Origin of the sequence: Nostoc sp., assembly GCF_036917435.1 — a bacterium.
Taxonomy (GTDB): Bacteria; Cyanobacteriota; Cyanobacteriia; order Cyanobacteriales; family Nostocaceae; genus Nostoc.
In genome coordinates this window covers 71,866-93,806 of record NZ_JBALDM010000047.1, presented here as the reverse complement: position 1 = coordinate 93,806, position 21,941 = coordinate 71,866, and the positions used below count along the sequence as shown (strand labels likewise).

14 protein-coding genes and 2 pseudogenes are annotated in these 21,941 nt (G+C 40.5%); 9 read left to right on the top strand and 7 right to left on the bottom strand.

Annotated features, from left to right (window positions below):
* Positions 1 to 262 precede the first annotated feature (262 nt).
* The 3 genes and pseudogenes from V7K98_RS23425 to V7K98_RS23415 all read right to left on the bottom strand — a co-directional run bounded on the left by V7K98_RS23425 (position 263) and on the right by V7K98_RS23415 (position 4,193).
* A complete protein-coding gene (locus tag V7K98_RS23425; RefSeq protein WP_335026191.1) occupies positions 263 to 1,855 on the bottom strand; it encodes a serine/threonine protein kinase in 1,593 nt (530 codons plus the stop codon).
* Positions 1,856 to 2,219: 364 nt separating this feature from the next.
* A pseudogene (locus V7K98_RS23420) lies at positions 2,220 to 2,936 on the bottom strand (BamA/TamA family outer membrane protein); the annotation flags it as partial.
* A 15-nt stretch (positions 2,937 to 2,951) separates the two neighbouring features.
* The gene (locus tag V7K98_RS23415; RefSeq protein WP_335026189.1) at positions 2,952 to 4,193 is read right to left on the bottom strand and encodes an RNA-guided endonuclease InsQ/TnpB family protein; all 1,242 of its coding nucleotides are present in this window, start codon (positions 4,191 to 4,193) and stop codon (positions 2,952 to 2,954) included.
* A 227-nt stretch (positions 4,194 to 4,420) separates the two neighbouring features.
* On the opposite strand from V7K98_RS23415, the gene V7K98_RS23410 reads away from it, so the two are divergent.
* Complete coding sequence (locus V7K98_RS23410) at positions 4,421 to 5,782, top strand: lipid-A-disaccharide synthase-related protein (protein WP_335026187.1); 1,362 nt, start codon at positions 4,421 to 4,423, stop codon at positions 5,780 to 5,782.
* Positions 5,783 to 5,956: 174 nt separating this feature from the next.
* On the opposite strand, the gene V7K98_RS23405 is transcribed toward V7K98_RS23410, so the two are convergent.
* Positions 5,957 to 6,679, bottom strand: coding sequence for a response regulator transcription factor (locus V7K98_RS23405; protein WP_335026185.1), 723 nt, complete (start codon positions 6,677 to 6,679; stop codon positions 5,957 to 5,959).
* Between the two features lie 983 nt (positions 6,680 to 7,662).
* On the opposite strand from V7K98_RS23405, the pseudogene V7K98_RS23400 reads away from it, so the two are divergent.
* Positions 7,663 to 8,974: pseudogene (locus tag V7K98_RS23400) on the top strand (ATP-binding response regulator).
* Positions 8,975 to 9,009: 35 nt separating this feature from the next.
* Complete coding sequence (locus V7K98_RS23395) at positions 9,010 to 10,134, top strand: ATP-binding response regulator (RefSeq protein WP_335026181.1); 1,125 nt, start codon at positions 9,010 to 9,012, stop codon at positions 10,132 to 10,134.
* A 419-nt stretch (positions 10,135 to 10,553) separates the two neighbouring features.
* On the opposite strand, the gene V7K98_RS23390 is transcribed toward V7K98_RS23395, so the two are convergent.
* The gene (locus V7K98_RS23390) at positions 10,554 to 10,793 is read right to left on the bottom strand and encodes a helix-turn-helix domain-containing protein (protein WP_335026179.1); all 240 of its coding nucleotides are present in this window, start codon (positions 10,791 to 10,793) and stop codon (positions 10,554 to 10,556) included.
* A 163-nt stretch (positions 10,794 to 10,956) separates the two neighbouring features.
* Here V7K98_RS23390 and V7K98_RS23385 point away from each other — a divergent pair, with 163 nt between their 5' ends.
* The 6 genes from V7K98_RS23385 (at position 10,957) to V7K98_RS23360 (ending at position 20,822) form a co-directional block, all read left to right on the top strand.
* Positions 10,957 to 11,130, top strand: coding sequence for a hypothetical protein (locus V7K98_RS23385; protein ID WP_335026177.1), 174 nt, complete (start codon positions 10,957 to 10,959; stop codon positions 11,128 to 11,130).
* A gap of 9 nt (positions 11,131 to 11,139) precedes the next feature.
* Positions 11,140 to 11,994 carry a metal ABC transporter permease gene (locus tag V7K98_RS23380; RefSeq protein WP_335026175.1) on the top strand — a complete coding sequence of 285 codons (855 nt, stop codon included), beginning with the start codon at positions 11,140 to 11,142 and terminating at the stop codon, positions 11,992 to 11,994.
* A 54-nt stretch (positions 11,995 to 12,048) separates the two neighbouring features.
* Complete coding sequence (locus tag V7K98_RS23375) at positions 12,049 to 12,966, top strand: histone deacetylase family protein (protein WP_335026173.1); 918 nt, start codon at positions 12,049 to 12,051, stop codon at positions 12,964 to 12,966.
* 194 nt (positions 12,967 to 13,160) lie between these two features.
* The gene (locus tag V7K98_RS23370; protein WP_335026171.1) at positions 13,161 to 13,382 is read left to right on the top strand and encodes a hypothetical protein; all 222 of its coding nucleotides are present in this window, start codon (positions 13,161 to 13,163) and stop codon (positions 13,380 to 13,382) included.
* A gap of 27 nt (positions 13,383 to 13,409) precedes the next feature.
* Positions 13,410 to 17,909, top strand: coding sequence for a translation initiation factor IF-2 N-terminal domain-containing protein (locus V7K98_RS23365; protein ID WP_335026169.1), 4,500 nt, complete (start codon positions 13,410 to 13,412; stop codon positions 17,907 to 17,909).
* 795 nt (positions 17,910 to 18,704) lie between these two features.
* Entirely contained in the window at positions 18,705 to 20,822 is a 2,118-nt protein-coding gene (locus tag V7K98_RS23360; protein WP_335026167.1) for a beta strand repeat-containing protein, read from the top strand.
* Here the strand turns inward: V7K98_RS23360 and V7K98_RS23355 are convergent.
* Both V7K98_RS23355 and V7K98_RS23350 read right to left on the bottom strand, forming a co-directional pair.
* Positions 20,779 to 21,036, bottom strand: coding sequence for a hypothetical protein (locus V7K98_RS23355; RefSeq protein ID WP_335026165.1), 258 nt, complete (start codon positions 21,034 to 21,036; stop codon positions 20,779 to 20,781). The two genes, V7K98_RS23360 and V7K98_RS23355, sit on opposite strands and share 44 nt — an antisense overlap.
* Positions 21,037 to 21,094: 58 nt before the next feature.
* On the bottom strand, positions 21,095 to 21,670 hold the full coding sequence (locus tag V7K98_RS23350) for a hypothetical protein (protein WP_335026163.1): 576 nt from the start codon (positions 21,668 to 21,670) through the stop codon (positions 21,095 to 21,097).
* Positions 21,671 to 21,941: the final 271 nt, after the last annotated feature.

Genomic DNA, 21,941 nt, shown 5'->3' with positions numbered 1-21,941 from the left:
GCCTAGCTGGTTGGCTATTGCTGTAAATCCAAGGTAAACGTGTCGCAAAACTATCATTCTGCCTGTGGTAGACGGGCGGCTGCCTGTGGACGCTGAGTAAGACCATTATCGGGTTTAGTCCCGAACTCTTAGAGATGAGAGTCCCTAACGTGGCATCGGCGGTTGAGACGGGAAACCCAAGAGACGAATAAGACCGTCGTTGCTGTAGTTGAAATTGGAAGCCCATTTTTCAGCGAAGCAAAAAGGGGTACTTCACGATTGACTAATTATTGTCATCTTGTAGCTTTTCCTGAGATTTCTGATCGTTTTGGGGTTGATTATCAGTTGGTGAATTTTGCTTTTCCAGTGTTGGTACTACTACAGCCGCAGGATCTGACTGTTTAGACTCTGTAGGTGGCGCTGTTGGTATAACCACAGAATTTGACGGAATCACTCGTTGAGGTGAAGCAGAATTCTGATTAGATGTGGGTGAGTTATTTTCTCGCAATGGTGCGGGGGAAGCACTCCGAGATGAGCGGATTGCCCTTAGTTTCTCCACTAGCGAGGGTGTGGGGAAAACGCTAGGTGATGGTGCGGATTGCTCTAAATCGCCGCGCTGTGATTCTTGCGTAGGGCTGCTGGGAGTTTCTTGGGGGGAAGAACGACGATTTCGCCGGCGCTGCTTGGAATTAGAAACAGGTGGTGATTCGGTTCTTGAGGTGGTTTCACCATTCTCCAAGCTAGGTGCTTTCGCGCCTGATTCTTGAGTTGGCTGTTCAAAAAGCGGCTTTGCAGTTGGCTGCGGCTGCGATTTTGGTAAGATGCTAGTGATGCCAAAGCCTGCTATAGCAGCAACCAGGGCTACACCGATCGCAATCAATATTGACGATCCAGGTTTTTTAGTTAGTACATTTTCCTTGGCGATACCTGGGTTGGGTTGCGCCAACACAGATGAGTTATGAAGGCGATTTTGGGCAGTTTTACCCAATACAGTTGCAGCTTGTTGGGCAGATAAATTGACAGTTGGGACTGCATAAATTGCTAAGGCTTGCGGTGACAGATTTGCATCATTTCCAGGTAACAGTTGTAACCATTCAGCAACTGTCGCCGGACGAAAACGAGACTCCACCGCCATTCCGCGCATTACTGCTTGGTTGACAGCAGCACTCAAGTGTGGTTGCAGTTCGCGGGGGGAAGGCATTTGTTCGCGATCGCGCAATAATGCTGGCATAGGTACTTGTGCTGTCAATAGTGCATACAAGGTGGCAGCTAAACCATAAACATCGGTGGCGGGTGTGCGCGGCGCTTGCGTCAAATACTGCTCAATTGGAGAGTAGCCTTCAGAAACCAAACCAGTGTGAGTCTGTCTGACACTGCCATTAAATTCTCTGGCAATACCAAAATCAATTAGTACTACTTCCTGAGTTCCAAGGCGTTGAATAATATTATCTGGTTTCACATCCCGGTGTAGCAAACCGTTGTTGTGTACTACCTGTAAGGCTGCCCCAATTTGCCGGATATAATGAATTGCTGTCGCTTCAGGTAAGGTTATTCCTGGTAATACAAATGCGTCTCCCAAGGTTTCGCCACGAATGTATTCCATCACCATGTAAGGCAGTCCGGCTTCCACAAAAAAGTCACTGACTCGGACTATATTGGGGTGGATACACGTAGCTAATCGTCTAGCTTCATCTTGGAATTGGCGCTCGAATTTCGCAAAATCAGGATGTTGTCGCAGCCGTTCATTGATGGTTTTCATAACTACCTCCTGATCCAAGTAGTGATGGGTAGCTTTAAACGTAATCCCAAAGCCACCCCGCCCTATTTCTTGAATTAGGGTATATTTTCCATCCTGCAAAATTGTGCCTGCTAACATAAAGAGTCCTGATTCCTGACTAAGCAGTTGACACTCCCCCGTTTATAAAACGGGGGATTCTTGGTTCCCTGTAATAATACCGAATGAATTCGGCTATTCGCTTATATCCCCCGCATGAATGACGGGGGTTTTACGCATCACGACTCATAACGCGAGAGTCATTCAAGGAGGCAGGAGGCAGAAGGGGGATTCTAGACCCCTCTGGTTGCGCCAGCTTCCCGAAGGGTACAGGAGCCACAAAACAAGAAAATTTGGTGGGAGTCTTAAACCGCAAGCTCGTTAGCGATCGCGGCAGTTATAAAGTACGGGCAGTTTCCCTCCTGCCTCCTGCCCTCTTGCTTCCTGCCTTCGTTGATAAATCCGGTTAAAATCGCTGACCTATACCTAAATGCACTTTGCTTTCTCCCTGGTCATTAATGCCATAGTCGGCCCGAATTAAGCCTAGTGGTGAATTTAAGCGCACTCCAGCCCCATAACCAAAACCATAACCTGGTTTGTCTCTTACACCCGCCGGATCTCCTAATACAGTATCACCTGAGCCTAAGTCAGAAGCAAAGTCAGCAAATAATACACCCCCAACGATTGGTAAGACAGGAAAACGATATTCTGCGGAAGCTAATACATAACTGCGCCCACTTCCCACATCACCGGAATCGTAACCGCGCACCGAATTGGAACCACCCAAGTTAAAGCTTTCGTAAGGCGGTAAATTCCCAAGAACGGTACCAGCTTGCAGATTCACAGCAAATACTTGTGGCTGTTTGGTGTTAAATAATTGCACTGGTAAATATTGGCTGTAATTTGCTTTGAGGCGATTTAGGGAAATATTACCTTTACCGATGGGTATAGATTGTTCTGTACTCAGACTCAAAACGGAACCTTTCGTTGGATTGAGGGGATTATCTCGTTGGTCTTTGGTGGCGGTGAAGGATACAGTAGTTAGGTCATCAATGCCAGTTCCACTTACAGAGAGGGGATTCCCTTGCGCGGCGGTTGGAGTAATATTACCTTGGCGATCGCGAATACTAGTTCGGGTATAGTTTAATCCTAATGAGGTATTCCAGTTGTCAATTGGTCGCTTTGACACTCCCCATAGCTACACAATTCTTGCTACGCGCAAATTGTTAAAGCTAGGGGATTCTTTCTTCACTGGGAGTCCGACGACTTTACCCTCAGAAAGCATTAACACGGTATGTCCTACCGCTACAAGCCCACGTTGCACGACTACCTGAGCCGCCGCAACGTCTCTATCGGTGATGTACTGACAATTTGGACACTCATGGATGCGCTGGCTTAATTCTTTTTTGCCCGTATGCGTTTGACAATTAGGGCAAGTTTGACTTGTGCCATTAGCATCCACTTTGGCAAAATAAACATCTTTCTTTGAACAAACCCATTTTAAGATGTCGAGGAATTGACCAAAACCAGCATCAAGAGTATGTTTGCATAGCATCCCTCTAGACATGGCTTTAAGGTTCAAATCCTCAGCAAATATCATTCGTGCTTGATTGCATAAATGATGAGCAGTCTTAAAATGAAAGTATGAGCGAGTATTAGAAATATGTTCATGCAATCTAGCTACTTTTGCCTGAGCCTTACGCCAATTATTTGAGCCTTTTATTTTAGAAGACGCTCTTTTTTGTAGCAATTTCAGCTTACGTTGAGTATCTATAAAGAATTTCGGTCTGGCTATAGTCTCAGAATCCCAAGTTGCCAGAAAACTAAGCAATCCTAAATCAATGCCTAAACTATGACCATGTGGCATAGAATCAGGAACATTGACATCGCACTGCAAAGAAAGCATCGCAAACCAACCCGATGCTTTGCGAACTATCCTTACCTGCTTAAGAATAAAGCCATCTGGAATAGGGCGCGACAAACGGATCTTCACATATCCAATAACAGGTAACTTTATTCTATTGCCAAGTATAGGATTTTTCTCAAATTGTGGAAATAAGAAAGACCTCATCCTTCCTAGTTTCTTGAATCTAGGAAAACCACATTTCTGCTCCCACATCGAAGTGAAAGCATTTTCAAGTTGTTTTAAAACTTGCTGCAAGACTTGGGACTGGACGGATTTTAACCAAGGTTTTGTTTTCTTGGCTTCAGTTAATGCTTTGCATTGAAGGGCAAAGTTAGGTCTAGGAGCGTCCGCAGCAATGATGTATTCAGCCTTAATACTTGCTGCGTCAATTCTACACGACCTTGATTTATACCAATCTTTCCTTTCAGCAAGCGCATAATTCCAAACGCCACGACAAATATTTAACCATTCGGTCATGGTTTCTATCTGTTGCGAAGTTGGATTTAATGCGTACTGATAGGTCATTGTTAACATTTCCCTATTATGGCTTATCTAGCGTCAATATGATATGTAAAACCTCACCCTGCCTCCGGCTTCCCTCTCCGATACTTTGGAGAGGGATTGAGGGTGAGGTTTGATCTTATATTTAATTACGCCTACCTACTTAAAGAAATAGCGATAATACTAACTTCCAGCTTGTTCGCCGATTTTACTTTATACTTCTTATCAAAATAGACAGTGAATTTTGATATTTTGTTTCTATGAATAATGTATCCCGCTTATCTTTAGCTTCTAACTCCCCATCTGCAATTTCTCCTTTGCGGTTACTTGTATTAAGTAATGGTCATGGGGAAGATGGGATTGCAGTTCGGATTTTGCAAGAACTCCAACAACAATCAAACCCACCAGAGATATTTGCTTTACCTCTGGTGGGTGAAGGACATGCTTACCAACAGTTGGATATCCCTCTTATCGGTTCAGTCCGCACTATGCCTTCTGGCGGCTTTATTTATATGGATAACCGCCAATTGGTGCGAGATGTACGCGGTGGTTTATTGCAACTTACCCTCAGCCAGATTAAAGCTGTCCGCCGATGGGTGAGTTCTCAAAAAAAATTAGGTAATAGAAGAGCGATTTTAGCTGTGGGAGATATTGTCCCCCTGTTATTTGCAACTTTTAGTGGCGCTAATTATGCTTTTGTGGGTACGGCGAAATCTGAATATCATGTGCGCGATGAAGCTGGATTATTACCACGAAAATCTAAAGATGCGCGTTGGGAAAACTTTTCCGGTTCAGTTTACCATCCTTGGGAACGTTGGTTAATGAGTCGTCGCCGTTGTAAGGCGGTGTTCCCTAGAGATGCGCTGACAACGGAAACATTAAAACAATGGCCAATTCCCGCTTTTAATTTGGGTAATCCGATGATGGATGGTCTGCAACCAACCTTTTCGCGCCAACAATTTTATAGTCGGGATATTCAACAGCAAGAAACAGTTAGACCTTTGATGGTGACTCTTCTTCCTGGTTCGCGTACGCCAGAGGCATACAAAAACTGGGAAACAATTATGATTGCCGTATCTGCGTTAATAGCAAGTTTTCAGGAACGAGATTCTGTCTTTTACACTTCTGGCACAGTAGTGTTTTTAGGTGCGATCGCTCCTGGTTTAGACTCTAATATTTTATCCCAAAGTGTGCAATCTCAAGGCTGGCGCACGGAATCAGTATGTCCTATCAAAATTGACGATCCAAATATCTTGACATTTAAACAAAGAAATGAATATCTACTGCTGACTCAAAAAGCTTATAATGATTGCTTGCATTTAGGAGATTTGGCGATCGCAATGGCGGGTACAGCCACAGAACAGTTTATCGGTTTAGGGAAACCTGCGATCGCAATTCCCGGTAATGGCCCCCAATATACCCCCGCCTTTGCTGAAGCTCAAAGTCGTCTTTTAGGCTCATCTTTAATTTTAATTGAGCAGCCAGTAGAAGTAGCGAAGGTTGTACAGTCTCTATTCAAAGATCCTGATATTTTACATATTATTTCCGAAAATGGTATGCGACGTATGGGAAAACCAGGAGCCGCACTACGCATTGCAGAATGTTTACAGGAACGATTTTGAATAGATATTTGTCATTTGTCATTTGTCATTGGTTATTAATTCTTCTCCCTTACTTCATTATCTCTCCCACTTCCTCATCTCTACTCAGCACTGTCTAAACGCCCCGCTATCGCTAACAGCACTCATTACTCATTACTCAGCACTCATCACTCATTACTCAGCACTCAGCACTCATCACGCTACTAACCCAGAACGTAAAGCCCTCACAGCAGCTTGAGTACGGTCATCAGCACATAATTTATTTAGAATATTACGAACATGGGTCTTTACAGTACCAACTGTAATATAGAGTTTCTCGGCAATTTGACCGTTGCTACAGCCAGCTACAATTAACTCTAGAATTTCCAATTCCCGTTGAGTTAGGGGGTATGTTTCCAAAACTTGCTCGTATTCTGATGCCAGCGCCTCAATTTTTACAGTCTTTGGCTTATCAGAACCTTGGCTATCACCAGGAATACCTTGCCGCATCTTCCGCAATACCACATTGGCAATTGCCGGATCGATCCAAGAGTTACCGCCGTGAGTTGCTTGAATCGCCTCCGTTAATTTACTGATGCTTGTTTCTTTCATGTAATAAGAATCAGCACCAGCCGCAAAAGCTGCAAGTACAGCATCCTCTGTATGATCCATCGTCAGGATCAGAATCTTCGTTGACGTTTGACCGCTTTCAGCTTGCTGCCGTTTGAATTTACGGGTTAGTTCAATGCCATCCATGTCAGGTAAACCGATGTCTATAACAGCTACATCTGGCTTTGCCGTTTCCAAAAGTTTTAACCCTTGAGTAGCATTTGCTGCTTCACCAATTACTTTCAAGGCGCTGTGAGACTGTAATGCCGCTCGTAGCCCCATTCGTGTTAAGTCATGATCTTCAATTAAAATAATGCTAATTTCATTCATTGCTACACTCGCTCTTACGCTGTTTGCATCTTTCAAGGTATTACCTTTTATAAGTTGCTATCTATTATTTTCCCAAACTAAAGATAGATGATTTTTAAAGCAGTCTGCATCCGCCGATAGAAATAATAAATATCAGACTTTTTCATATTTAGATAGAGGACATATCTAGCTGAAGATATATGGATAGTTAGATAAAAAGTATGAAATATTGAGATAATGCAAAATTCCTACCCCCCTTACCCAAAATTTAGTTTTCAGTTGCCATGTAACATTAGTTAATTCTATTAATTTCTACAAAGCTTTGCAAAAAGCTTAGTAAAGTGGACAATCTATAACAGGTCAAAGTTGGCTTCCGGGAGAATGAATGACGGTTTTGACGGTTTTTTTAGCAAATACCTTGGATTTATCAGGTTGATGGAGCCGATGGGCATTTTTGTGGAAGGTAATTAGACGGCGTTGAAATTTTATGTATATTTTGGTAGTTTTTAGAACAGCGTAACACCGCGATCGCTGATAAAATTACTTAAATTTAAGGAGGCAGGATTATTTAAAATTCATACATAGGTATCGGCAGTATTTTCTGATTTACTTAGTCTAATCAATCTGAAGATTAAAACTGCTCAAGCTTATGGTACACAATAATAATATGCAACTCTCACCAATGGCTGACGACGTTTGCTTGTTCACTCATTTACAATTGTCTTAACCTTAGTAAAGTATTTTATTTTACTTAAATTTCTTCAGAGCAATAATTTTCGGTTTGTTAATGGCTAATTTATTGGATAGCCATCTGTCCTAAAACCTTTAACCTTGTAGAGATGATAGCAAAGCTCAATAAGTATTGGAAATTGTATTGTGCGAAATACCTTAGTCAATCAAGTTACAGATTTTAGATGTCCGAAAATTTTATATTCTTTAATTAGATAATCTGAAAAGAGAAATGATATACATCAACATCTGTTTGGCGGCAAAAATAAAAACCGATGAAAGAGACGCTGAAACTTTTGGTTGTAGACGATGACGAAGTAGACAGGATGGCAATCCGTCGCGCCCTGACTGAAGCTGGTGTTCAAATAGAACTGTCTGAAGTGAGTGATAGCAATGATGCATTTTCTGCCTTAAATACTACTACTTATGACTGTATTTTACTCGACTATCGCTTACCACTCCAAGATGGACTAACCTTAATCAAACAGTTACGTTCTTTGGAAATTAAAGTTCCTTTAGTAGTCTTAATTGATCGAGGAGATGAAGAAATTGCTGTGCAATTAATTAAAGCTGGTGCTACAGACTATCTTTCTAAGTCTAGGATATCTCCAGAAAACTTGACACAGGTCTTGCGGAGTGCGATTCGGATTTATCGGGCGGAAATGCAGGCAGCCTTGGCACAAGAGGAACTCATTATTAAGATCCAGCAGTTGGAGAAACAACAGCAACAAATTCAAATGCAAAACTTCAAGCTATTGGAGACATCGCAGCTAAAATCACATTTTTTAGGCACTATATCTCACGAACTTAGAACGCCGATGAATGCAATTATTGGTTTTTCGCAAATACTGCTGCGTCCGAAGTTTGGTCAACTAACTCACCAGCAAGCGGATATGGTTGAGCGTATCTTGAATAATGGCAAGCATTTACTGATGTTACTTAATGAAGTTCTCGACTTTTCTAAGCTGGAGGTAGGACGATTAGATTTAAAAGGGGAAAAATTTGATTTATCAAAGACAATAAATCTCGCTGTAGGTGAAATGCGTTCTCTAGCTGATGCCAAAAATCTATCATTGTTAGTGCAAAACAATTTGCAAAATCCTTTGGTTTTTAACGATCCTGTTCGGATCAAACAGATTTTAATTAATCTGCTTTCCAATGCGATTAAGTTTACAGAGTCTGGTGAGATTTGGGTTGAACTTGAAGAACTAACTGCAAATCGAGTAGTAATTATTGTTAGGGATACAGGGATTGGCATAGCATCTAGAGATTTTAAACGTATTTTTGAAGCATTTAGACAAGTCGATCAAACTATCACTCGTAAATATCCAGGTACCGGTCTGGGTTTGGCAATTGTAAATTCCCTGGTGCGAATGATGGGTGGTAAAATTTTTCTTGAGAGCAAATTGGGTATTGGTTCAATGTTTAAAATTGAATTGCCACGTCAAATTACATTAACGAATGTAGTAGCCGATGCTCCAATACCGTTAGATGACAACGGAATTTTTTACTCTGCTAAAAATCCTCATCAGTCATCTTCTCAAGCTAGGTAAGCACCCAATAGGATATCCTAAATTTAAAATATAAATTACTTCCGAAAAACTAATAAAAATTGATCAATTATGTCTGTAGTTGAAAATAATAAAATTTATCGCATCCTCGCAGTTGACGACATTCGAGATAATCTTATTTTGGTTCAAACAATTTTAGAAAGTGAGGGGTATAAAATTGATTTAGCTCCAGATGGAATAAAAGCTTTACGGCAAGTTGAACAATCTCCACCCGATCTGATTTTATTAGATGTGATGATGCCAGGAATAGATGGTTATGAAGTCACCCGTCGGATTCGGCAGAATCCTGCAATCTCTTATATTCCAATTCTACTAATTACTGCCTTTCATGAATCTAGCGTTGTCGAAGGTTTGGATGCTGGTGCTGACGATTTTATTCGCAAACCATTTGATACTGATGAACTACTTGCAAGGGTGCGATCGCTATTACGTCTCAAGCACAGTCTAGACGAACAACAAAAAATGGCCCGTCAACGGGAAGACTTCGTTTCCCGTCTGACTCATGATTTGCGAACTCCCCTAGTGGCCGCCGATCGGATGTTGAATTTGTTTGAGATGGAAACATTCTGCAAAATTTCGCCGGAAATGAAACAGGCGATCGCAGTTATGATTCGCAGTAACCAAAATTTGATGGACATGGTGAATACTCTGTTAGAAGTCTATCGCTTTGAAGCAGGTAAAAAAACCTTGAATTGGGAAGAATGCAATTTACGTGAGATATCTCAAGAAGTAGTCGGCGAACTAAGTCCTCTAACCATTGAAAAAGGTTTGACTCTGACAATAGACACCAGTAAATTAGACTCAATCAGTGAAAATGCTGCCGTTATTATGGGCGATCGCTTAGAACTACGGCGAGTGGTAAACAATTTGATCGCAAATGCCATCAAATTTACAGATACAGGAGGCATAACAATCCGTATTTTTGAAACATCACCTCATCCAGGAAATCAAGATTCGGTAACAATTGAGGTAGAAGATACAGGATATGGCATTGCACCCGAAGATCGGGCAACAATTTTCGAGCGATTTCGCCAAGGCAAACATAAACGCTCTGGTAGTGGCTTAGGGCTACATTTATCTCACCGCATTATCGAAGGGCACGCAGGAACTATCAATGTTGCCTCTGAAGTAGGTAAAGGTAGTTTATTTACTGTACAACTACCTAAGAACATTTAATAGGTAAAATTATTTATCAAACAGAATTCAGGAGTCAGGATGGGCTGAACGCCCCGCTATCGCTAACAGGAGTCAGAATTCAGTAATGAATTCTTTCCGAGTGGCGGATGAATAACTGGGTTTAAGACCCCCACCCTTCGGGAATTAAAAATTAAAAATGTAAAATTAAAAACTGGAAATTAATTTTTAATTTTTAATTATCAATTTTTAATTGAAGCGAAGCAACAGTGGCGGGTCTGAATCCCCGACTGATTGATTCTGACTCCTGTTAGCGATAGCGGGGCGTTCAGCCCATTCTGACTTCTGAATTCTTGTTCAAACTTTATCTTTCCTGTCAATGCGTAATAATCCTTGTGACATCTCCTACACTCATCGGAGTACCGATAGAGTGTAGGCTTCGCAACCAATCCGGCCATCGCTTAGGAGGCGTTGCGCTTTAAGAACCGGACGACCCTCGGCTCTGTCTTACAGTTCCTCAACTCCGACAGGTGGCAAACTAATAAGGAGCAAGAAGTGATTGAACATCTATTTTCTTCATACCAACGAAATCTATCCGCCAACAAAAAGTTATATTGACATCTCAACATATCTAGCCATCTATCAAACTGGATGACTTGTTGTTTTCTGGGGCGTAATCGGTATTGGTATGAAGTTTTCATTTATTTTCCTCCTAATGCCATGATAACATAAATGTACGGCTATTGGGTGGAAATATGAAAGAATGTAGAATAAGCTTGAGGGTATCAGTGCGAAGGATGAATAAGTTTCGGAACTATGCGGCGAATCAGGATAAAACTTTGACGCAACTAATAGAAGAGTATATTGATTCACTACCAAATACCAAGATTGGCAATTCGTCATCGACCGACGTTCCTCAATGACCTCCGGTCATTATCGCCTGTCGGTCAATTCCTCATTGCCCACCTTATACCTTATATCCCGCCACTGACCTGGGTACAGGTTCAGTGGGGGACTTACGATGTAATAGTTAAATAAATACTGTATATGGATTTTTTACTAGCACCCTTTCGCTACGAATTTTTTAGCCGTGCGATTTTAGTAGGCATGATGGCGGGGCTATTATGCGGCATTATGGGAGTTTATATTACAACTCGGAGAATGAGTTACATTGCCCACGGTTTATCCCATGCGATTTTGGGGGGAGCCGTCTTGAGTTATGTACTGGGTTTGAATTTCTACATTGGCTCTGGAATTTGGGGTTTTGCAGCTGCCCTGCTAATTCAATATTTGACAGGACGCAAAGTCTACTCAGATGCAGCTATTGGGATTGTCACGACTGCTAGCTTTGCTTTAGGAGTAGCTGTGATCAGTAGCTATCGCAAGTTTAGCCAAAACTTTGAAGCCGCTTTGTTTGGCAATGTGTTGGGCGTTTCCCCTAATGATTTGTGGGTGGTGACGGGTGTGACGATTGTCTTACTCAGTCTGGTTTTCTTGTTCTATCGCCCGTTGCTATTTTGGTGTTTTGATCGGGAAGTTGCTCAGGTTCATGGCGTACCCATTTTTGCAATGGATACTTTATTTGCTTTGATGTTGGCAACTTTACTGGTGGCGACACTGAACGTTTTGGGGGTAACTCTGATTATTTCAGCAGTAGTGATCCCGGCATCAATTGCCCGATTAGTTAGCGATCGCTTTGGTTATATAATGATCGTCTCCGGGATTTTAGGATCTGCAATTTCCTTTATAGGCATCTACCTCAGCTACTACCTCGATATTGCCTCTGGAGCTAGTGTAGTCCTACTTTCAACCGCCATATTTGCCTGCGTGTTGCTCACCAAGAATCTGCAAGGACGATATAAACGCCGTCTCTCTCCCCTGCCGATAAAACACCTCCCTTAGCAAGAATTAGTCCAATTTAGTTGTCGGATTAACTGCTTGAGATTTTCTTTCCTTATGGACTTGCCAATTGTTTATCACTCAGATTACATTGCTCCCCTACCTGAAGGACATCGTTTCCCGATGTCTAAGTTCAGACAACTCTACGAATTGCTTTTAACTGATGGTGTAGCGAATCAAGAACAATTTCATACCCCCGAACGTCCACCGCTAGAGTTGATAGAATTAGTCCACACCTCAAGCTACGTTCAAGCTTATTGCGAAGGAACCCTAGACTCGAAAGCACAGCGACGCATTGGTTTACCTTGGAGTCCAGCATTAGCGAATCGTACCTGTGTAGCGGTAGGTGGTACGATACTCACTGCAAAACTAGCACTAACTCAAGGTTTAGCTTGTAATACGGCTGGTGGAACTCATCATGCCTTTCCTAGTTATGGTTCTGGTTTTTGTATTTTCAACGATTTAGCGATCGCTTGTCGCGTTTTACAAAAATTCGGACTCGTCCAAAAAATCCTGATTGTCGATTTAGATGTCCATCAAGGAGACGGTACAGCTTTTATCTTCCAAAACGACGACAGCGTTTTTACCTTCTCCATGCACTGCGAAGTAAATTTTCCCGGTACAAAACAAAATAGCGATTTGGATATTCCTTTGCCGGTGGGAATGGAAGATGACGCTTATTTACAAACATTAGCGAATTACTTAGCAGATTTATTGTCCAAAGTCAAGCCAGACTTAGTATTTTATGATGCTGGTGTTGATCCTCATATAGGCGATCGCTTGGGCAAATTAGCCTTAACCGATGCTGGCATTTTCCGCCGCGAAATGCAGGTTTTAAGTACCTGTATGAGTAGCGGTTATCCCGTTGCTTGCGTTATTGGTGGTGGTTATGCTGATGATATGAAATCTTTAGTTTGGCGGCATTCCCTGCTGCATCGCGCCGCCAGTGAAGTTTACCAACAGTACAAACTTTGATACAGCCTCTGGAGTTTTTTTGATTAATTTGTTATTTTGAAGCCCCTTAGATGAGAATATTTGTAACAGTAATACAAGTAATAATAGTGAGTCCATTCTTAGGAATTCCGTTAGCTATTTTATCGCTGTGGTATCAGAATCCTCCTGGTTGTAAGGGACCCTGCTACAGAGAACCATGTCCTCCAAATACGTGTATGGGTGGTAATTCCTTAACGGCTGGTTTCCCATTCCCAATATTGCATGACGATAATGCTGGCTCACCTGTAGATGGCTGGGGGACAATTGGTGGAGAGGATTTTATCAGTCTAGATATTGGGGCATTTTTCTTAAATGCCTTTTTTTACGGTTTGATAATCTTGATACTTTTTGTAATCGCAAAAAGTATTTTTGAATCCGTAAAACGTTCAATACAGTAGAGCTAATACGGACAAGGGTAATAGTGGATGAACAACGGCAAACTCAGAATCTACGAACTAGCAAAAGAATTAAATTTAGATAGCAAAAAGCTATTAGCAATTTGTGAAAAACTCAAAATTGCAGTCAAAAGCCATACCAGTGTAATTCCAGAATCCGATGCAGAACGTATTCGTTTAGCAATAAGTAAACTAACAGCAAAATCCTCGAAAACTAAAACAAACTCAGAAGATTGGGGCTATACGTTTATAGCTTCAGCAATTGATAGTTTCATCCGCCATCTAGAAGGTGAGGCTACCCTGAAATCATATCCCGATTTTAGGGAGCGGCGCGATCGCGCCAATGAGTTAATGTATGAATGTGTCGGTAAAAAGCCTTCTCTATTTTATGTGCGTCGTAAAGGTGCAGGTAAAGAGGCAAGAGAGGAAATCTGGGATTTGACAATAGCCACAGACTCAGATGATTCACCATTACCCGCAAGACTTGAGAAGCTCAGAAAAACATTAGGATTTAGAGCGGCTGTACAAAAAGATGGACGCGATGGCTTAAAAATACTTTCGGCTCAATTATTACAACCATCACGGGGACACGCCGACAGCTATGCTATACCTTGTCGCTTGCGTTTACTGGCTAATCATCAGCATCATCTCGATATTCCCCAGGCGACATTAAAACGTATCGCTACCGCGCCAGTTTGTGGCGAAAATGTACCTACAGAAGATCAGCTTAAAGCTTGGAAAGCATTTTTGCAAATTGAGGAAAAAATTGCTAAAGCCCGTCAATTTTGTGTGCGTTACGTAAGTCATAATTATAACTTCAAAAGGCGGATTAGTTTTGAAATAGATGTAACCTCAGCCACCCTTGACGGCTTTTATCAAAATTCCCTCGATGTAGGTAATTTTTGGGAACGAGCAAGACGTACAAAAAACGAAGATTTAAAACTTTTTGAAACCGCTCCTGTCGGCAAAAATTGGATTAGCGGTCGTCAATTAGGAACTGTTGAAGAAGTTGATACCAACCGTGGTATTATCAGCCTCAGACTAGAACGCGACTTAGCTGAATTTATGGCATCAGAGCGTTATAAATTACCTGCTACCGGATTTTTATGTTTCGAGGCAGTTGGTGATATTCAGCAAATTCAGCGCAAGAAAAAAGCTTTAGATGATTTGAATAATGGTTACACCCAAAATCCCTATTTGGGCAACTTTTTATTCGATGCTTCTCAGGCTAGACAAATTAAAACAACTGTTGAACTTCAACCACAAGATTTATTATTATCTTCTGCTAATCCTGGTCAAAAAGCAGCAGTAGAAAAGGTACTTGCCGCTAAGGATCTTGTTCTCATCCAAGGGCCGCCAGGTACTGGTAAAACTACCGTAATTGCCGAGATTTGCTATCAAATAGCCCTTCGCGGTGGACGAACTCTAATTGCTTCTCAAGCGAATTTAGCAGTAGATAACGCTCTGAGTCGATTAGTTCACAACCCAGTAATTCGTGCAGTACGCAAAGGTAGAGCCGAAAAAGTTGGGGAAGAAGGACAGCCATTTTTAGAAGATCAAGTGATTGGCAGATGGTTAGAAAATACAGCAGATGACTGCGAAAATAATATTACACAACGGCTCGAAAATATCCAAATATTCAGTCAATTACTGCTGTCAGCGCAAAGATTCACACCATACTTTCAAGCCGAGGAAGAATTCAATCAACAGCAAGTAAAATTCAATAAAAATAAGTTAAAGATAGAAACTAATTTTAAAAATCAAGAACAATCTTACAACGAAACTGTAGAAAAACAGAACAACGTTGAATTTCTAGTTACAGGTTTAGAAAATATACTAAATACTGTACCAAATATTAATTGGGAAGCTCCAGAAGTTACAGATTTTTTGCCACTTCTGAAGCCATACACAGAAGGTAATAGTTTAGTAGAAGAATTTTTAGCAAATGTTCGTCAAACCATCAAATATACTGATGAACTTGGCTTAGTGCGTCCGGCGCTTGGTGCTTTTGGTTTAGCGGTTTGGTTGCGCGAAACTGTAGCAAGAGAAACTTCTGGGTTTAAAGCAGCTTTGACTCATGCTGAAGATGCAAGTAAAGCCATTTTAGAAGTTGCAGCATCTGTGGAGGTTGTCAAACAGAATTTTGCATTATTAAATCAGGCACAACCAGATTATCAAAAATATCTTGCCAAACTACAAAACCTACAGCAAACAATCCAAATTTGGGAAAACCGCCAACGGGAAATTGATTATATTATTTCAGCCGTAAAAGAATGGAAATCTACAGCATTTTCTCATTTGTATCAAACTTTAAAAGATTGTCAGCAATCAGGTTTACCACTGACAGAGAATTTAGTGGACTTACCGCTAGGTTTGTTGATGTTTGCTAATACATTAAAATTACAAATAGTACCAAAAACTTACAAAATTAACCTACCAGAATGGGATCTATTGACAAAAGCGATCGCTTATGAAATAGATGGAGGTTTTACTGACAGACGGGGTAAGAAACATAATTTTAGCTATTTTTTACAAGAAAATTTTAGTCAGATTCCAATGGTGTTATCAAAGAACGATACCTACGGTGGGCAAAGCCTACGCACCCAATGGCAAGAAACCTATCAACAGTTTAGTAATTATCAGCTACTCAACCCCAAACAGCGAAAATTACTGGTTGAGAATACCCAGGTTTTCTTAATTAGAATACAACGGACTTATGGTGCATCATGGGAATGTAATAATATCGATTCTACTCTCACCCGCATTACTCAAGAATTGCTAGATACTATCCTTGTAAATGCCCGTCAATGCGTTTTAAAAGTAAAAACCGAAACTGAACAACAGCTACAGTATCTACAACAACAATTAAATGAACTTCAAAAAAATGAAGTTAGCCAACAGCAAATATCTATTACTCAAGCTGAGGTAGAAAAATCACAACAAGACGCGAATTTGCAACTTGGAAGAGTTATTAATATCTTGCAAGAACTTAATCAAAAAAATATACCTGCTCAATTACGCATTTTAACTGAAAAATATCTCGCAACCCAATCAAATATTTGGGAGCATCCCCAAGAGTTCTTAAATCAAGTTAATTATTGGGCAACTTCCATTAGTCAGCTTGAAACTTTAATTTCATCATTACAGCCTTTAGCTATTTTAGAGATGATTAAAAATTCTCTACATGAACATTTATCAAAGCTACAGGCAGAGACTGAAACTTCTCTACAGCAGCTTCAAAAATTACAAATTAGCTTACGTGAAATAGAAGAAAAATTACAACCACAGCCATCAGATAGTTTAATAGAAGAAAGAAATTGGTGGTTGAGGGAATGGCAAAGAATCCCAGATAAGTTTAAGCCAGAAAATTCGGCTGCTGACTTGTTTAATATAGAGTTGTTACGCGGTATAAATATTCAGTTTGAATTTTGGCAGAAGGAACTTGAAAAAGACGAAATCTATCTGAAAAAATATCAGAATTTTGTCCAAGATTGGATTGGAAAATTAAGACAGCCAACAGAAGGCGATCGCGACGATTTAAGACGTATTTATTTAGATAATGCTAACGTCGTTGGTATAACATGCGTTCAAGCTGCAAGTAGAGGCTTTTCGGAAGAATTTAAATCCTTTGATGTCGTCATAATCGATGAAGTTAGTAAGTGTACTCCACCAGAGTTATTAATCCCAGCTTTGAAAGGCAAAAAGTTAGTCATGGTAGGCGATCATCGGCAATTACCACCCATGCTTGATACTAGCACTGTTGAAGAAGTTGCTCAGACAATGGGCAATACACGAGACGAATTACAATTTTTAGAAGAATCGCTATTTAAAAGTCAGTTTGAATCGGCTGATGAAAGCATTAAACAAATGCTGACTACACAATATCGAATGCATCCATTTATTATGGGTGCAATCAATCAGTTTTATGATGGTAAACTAGAATCTGGAATCTTGGAGCCGGACACCAAACGCGCACATCATTTAGCAAGCGAAATCATCAAAGAATCTCAGCATCTTATTTGGGTAAAAACGCCTATCGAAAATCAGTTTTTAGAGCAAAGAAACGGAACTTCTTACTTTAATACTCCAGAAATTGATGCGATTGAACGTCTGTGTCAGCAGTTTGAGACTACTTGGGCTGATAAAGTTGCTAATGGTGAACCAAAAAAGGAAATCGCTGTAATTACATTTTATGGCGCTCAATTAAGAAAAATTGATGAACGTTTGCAATCTGAAATTTTTCCTTCATTAGAAATTCGTACTGGTACTGTAGACAGGTTTCAAGGTATGGAACGCCCTGTTGTTATTGTGAGTATGGTTCGCAATAATAGCAAAGGAGATGTGGGATTTGCTAAGAAACCAGAACGGGTAAATGTTGCATTTTCTCGCGCTCAAGAATTACTAATAATTGTGGGTTGTCATAATTTATTTACCCATCAATCAGGTAAAGTCGGAAGTATGTATTCCGAAGTTTCAAATATTGTAAATATTCATAAAGGTTTTGTTGATGTTTCTCGCCTTTTCAGCTAAACATTACTTGAAAAGTATTGGGCGAATAGAATTAGCCATTGTAATAAGCTGTCGTGCATTTAATTTGCACAGCTAGGGCGGGCAAGATGCCCACCCCACAAGAGATTTATTTTTTTGAGGATGCAAATTAAAGTATTTTCAGCTTAGTTATAAAATATCGGGGCTGTTTGTGGGTTTTGAGTTGTCCTTTTGAGAGACAATAACTTTACTACGTCTTCCCTATCTCTTTATTCCATAAAGTATTGAGCGCATAAAAAAAATACTTTTACGTAAATTTATCAGTAAATAATATGAAGAGTATGCAAAGATGTATTTTTCATTAAAGATATCTAAGTAAATACGGTACTATATTCTCAGTGTTGGATTATTAAGATGTTCTCTATTTTCAAGCTATACATCTTTGTAGAATTGCCGACAAGGAGGTTATAAAAGTCTCTTTAACACTCAGTCATACAGTTGAATATTTTATCTTCTAGTAGGACTTAAGCACTGGCAAAAAACCAAATATCAAGCGTAAGTTTGAAACATTCAATTAGAAGATTTTTGGTGCTTTTTTAATAATTTCTGCTTAACAAAAATAATTAAAAAAGCCTGAAATGAAGGATTGTAATGAATATACACCTTGATTAATTGTACAGTGCTTAAGACTTAGATAGTTTGAGAATAGTTAGATAAGTATAAAGGATGCCAAAAACGTCAATTTCTGCAGATTTCTTTGTGACCGTAAACATCGATCAATTACCCCAGGTTGAACATTCAATTTACTGAAAAAATCAATTTTAAAAGGTAAAAATTATGGCAAATATCATTAGTGGAACCAATGGTAATGATACTCTATTCGGCAGTGACGACACATTGATTGGTGGAGGTGGTAACGACACTTATAACGTCAACACTAATGACTATTATACTATTACGGATTTTGGTGGCATAGGGCAAGGAACAAGTCCGACAACAGCAGTCATTGCCGAAGTGGATACCCTAATAGTCCGAGATCCTGGTCTTACTGCCAAAAATCTGCTGCTTACCCAGAATGGCAGCAATCTGGAAATCACCTTTGAAAGGGGTAGCAGTTACTTCATTCCCAAAATTACTCTGCAAAACTTTGCCCTGGAAAATCTCGATAATCTCAGCACATCTACAGGAGCGACTGTAGACTTGGGCAATATCGTATTTTATGGACAAACTAGCACGGACAGCTTTGATGTCTTCAATGCCGACTCCACCCAAAGCACTATCTTCAACAAAAATACAGTCACCTTCCTTAATGACCTGAACAATACTGTTGACGGCTTTGACAACTCAGATGATGTCATCAATGGTCAGGGAGGTGATGACATTATTGACGGCAAAAGTGGCAACGACTTGCTGCGGGGTGGTGCTGGGGATAATCTTCTCATTGGTGGTGCAGGCAATGATACGCTGAATGTTGACTCTTCAACAGGCGATAATACCCTCAACGGTGGCACTGGTGACGATACATTGAATGCTAATTATTCAGCAGGCAATAATTTGCTCTCTGGGGGCGAAGGCAATGATTTTCTTAGTGCCTCTTACGTTTTGACCATCGGTGCCATACCTGATAATTTCTATACCCCCGAGGAACTTCTTAACTCTTCAGGGAATAACACCCTCAATGGTGGCGCTGGTAAAGATATATTGGATGCTAATTATTCAACGGGCAATAACTTTCTCTCTGGGGGCGATGGCAATGATTCTCTTAGTGCCTCTGGTTACTACGTATCTTTCCGAGGCAATTTCATATTATATGATCCTATCGCTGGCAATAACATCTTAAACGGTGATGCTGGCAACGATACCTTAAACTCTAATTACTCAAAAGGCGATAACACCCTAAACGGTGGTGCTGGTGATGATATTTTGCTTGCTGAGATTTCAACAGGCAATAAGCTACTCTCTGGGGACGATGGGAATGATTCTCTCTCCGTCTCTGGTTATCTTATCAGTAGCCCTTACACGCAAAGAGTTGTCCCTTCTTCAGGCGATAATACCCTCAATGGTGGTGCTGGTAACGATACATTGAGTGCTAATTATTCAACAGGCAATAACTTACTTTCTGGGGACGATGGGAATGATTCTCTCTCGATCTCTCCCTATTATCTATTCTTAGGCAATAACAATAATCCATTGAGTGCCAGTTTCCCCTCATCAGGCAATAACACCCTCAATGGTGGCATTGGTGACGATACATTGAATGCTAGTGGTTCAACGGGTAATAACTTTCTTTCTGGGGGCGATGGTAATGATTTCTTCTATTTAAGCCCCACATCCCCAGATACTGCCCCCGCAAGTTTAGTTACTCAAACGGTAGATGGGGGTAATGATAACGATTTGTTGTTCATCGATTACAGAAATGCGACAGGGGGTATTACAACAACATTCAATAGCACTACTAACATTGGCTCAATTACGGCAGGCACGTATTTAGTTACCTACAAGAACATCGAACAATTTAATATTTCAGGTTCAGCCTACAATGACAACATTGTTGGAAGTAATGGCAATAACACCCTCAACGGTGGCGCTGGTGACGATATATTTGATTTGAGCGGTTCAGCAGGCGATAACCTGATCTTTGGAGGCGATGGGACTGATACCTTTATTTTTGCTAGTTACAATGAAGGCATTAATACTATTGATGACTTCAATGCTACTAATGAATTCATTCAATTTCGTTCTTTTGATGGTGGGTTCTCAATAGGTTCACTTCAGTCAAGTCAGTTTATCATCGGAATATCTGCAACCACTAGCGAAGAGCGATTTATCTACAATAGCGCTACAGGTGCATTGTTCTTTGACCAAGATGGCGGTGCATCTGGGTTTACTCAAGTACAATTTGCACAATTATCTACTGGATTGTCATTAACCAACAACAATTTTGTGCTTGTTTAATTGTAATCGGAATTAGCCTTCTGCTATCACTAAATGGTACGGTTTGCGGGGTGCTATTTTTAGCAGCCCGCATTTGATTGTTCAATGCAAATAGTTTTAGCGATCGCAATTTCTGTACAAATATTGCATTGCGATCGCTTGTGACACCAAATAGTCCAACCGATGAATTGAGAACACCAATTACTCTATGACACAACTTCAATCGTTTTGGCAATTTGGATTAAGTAGAACGACTTGAAAAAACAAACTATGTGAAGATAAGTTAGGAATTATCAACGTTCTAGTCTCAAACCTCTTTCCATAAGCATCTGAGGTTCGATATTCTCAACTTTAGGTATTGCTTCTAGCTGAGGAATCTTAGCGATCGCATCAGCAATATTACCCGATCGGGCACGCAACCAAGCGCCATGAGGTGCATAGTCAAGGATTTGTACTACTTCGTAACCCGCTTGATTAATTACCTCGCGCTGAGATTCCACATCAACGCCTTCAGCAAAGCGGATAAAAACCAGTCCAGTTGGTACTGCTAAAGAACCATTGGGTTGCACTGTGTAAATCGGACTCAGTTTATTCTGCTCTGATTGATTGGGTTCGCCTGAAAAAACTGCGTAGGTGTAGCCCGTCACACCATCATTAAGTTGTAAAATTGCTCCTGGTGCAACCGTCTTGGGCTGATTATAATGTATTGCATAGTACCCAGACTTACGAGTGTAGGATACAGCAGTGAAATCGCTACCAACACGAATTTGTTCAGGATACTCAGAAAAATAGTCGTTTTGAAATCTCACTTCAGAAATCAGGGGTAAAGAGTACACCTGGAGAAAATACTCAGCCGGAAAATAAAACATCTTTCTTAAGTTCTAATGATGTTATAGCGTTTTTTAGTGGTGTGGAATACAAATTTTTCATCGGTATGCAAGTTATATGCCCCTAATGATAGTGAAGATTCTTAAAGCAGCCTGCTTTGAATCTCTTCATTTGTGGAAAGACGAATCAAACGTTTGTATGAACTTTAAGAGAGATTAAATCCTATTTAATGTCGTAATACACATATAGCACATGAAATAAAAAGCATCTATAAAGTAAACCTAAGTGCAAACTGCATGTACCATGTAGCCA

Bases quoted from the DNA above. Each gene is read 5' to 3' on its own strand.
- V7K98_RS23380 (WP_335026175.1), top strand. From the start codon at position 11,140: ATGGATTTTTTACTAGCACCCTTTCGCTACGAATTTTTTAGCCGTGCG.
- V7K98_RS23360 (WP_335026167.1), top strand. From the start codon at position 18,705: ATGGCAAATATCATTAGTGGAACCAATGGTAATGATACTCTATTCGGC.
- V7K98_RS23365 (WP_335026169.1), top strand. From the start codon at position 13,410: ATGAACAACGGCAAACTCAGAATCTACGAACTAGCAAAAGAATTAAAT.
- V7K98_RS23395 (WP_335026181.1), top strand. From the start codon at position 9,010: ATGTCTGTAGTTGAAAATAATAAAATTTATCGCATCCTCGCAGTTGAC.
- V7K98_RS23350 (WP_335026163.1), bottom strand. From the start codon at position 21,670: ATGTTTTATTTTCCGGCTGAGTATTTTCTCCAGGTGTACTCTTTACCC.
- V7K98_RS23405 (WP_335026185.1), bottom strand. From the start codon at position 6,679: ATGAATGAAATTAGCATTATTTTAATTGAAGATCATGACTTAACACGA.
- V7K98_RS23390 (WP_335026179.1), bottom strand. From the start codon at position 10,793: ATGAAAACTTCATACCAATACCGATTACGCCCCAGAAAACAACAAGTC.
- V7K98_RS23410 (WP_335026187.1), top strand. From the start codon at position 4,421: ATGAATAATGTATCCCGCTTATCTTTAGCTTCTAACTCCCCATCTGCA.
- V7K98_RS23370 (WP_335026171.1), top strand. From the start codon at position 13,161: ATGGGTGGTAATTCCTTAACGGCTGGTTTCCCATTCCCAATATTGCAT.
- V7K98_RS23425 (WP_335026191.1), bottom strand. From the start codon at position 1,855: ATGTTAGCAGGCACAATTTTGCAGGATGGAAAATATACCCTAATTCAA.
- V7K98_RS23415 (WP_335026189.1), bottom strand. From the start codon at position 4,193: ATGTTAACAATGACCTATCAGTACGCATTAAATCCAACTTCGCAACAG.
- V7K98_RS23375 (WP_335026173.1), top strand. From the start codon at position 12,049: ATGGACTTGCCAATTGTTTATCACTCAGATTACATTGCTCCCCTACCT.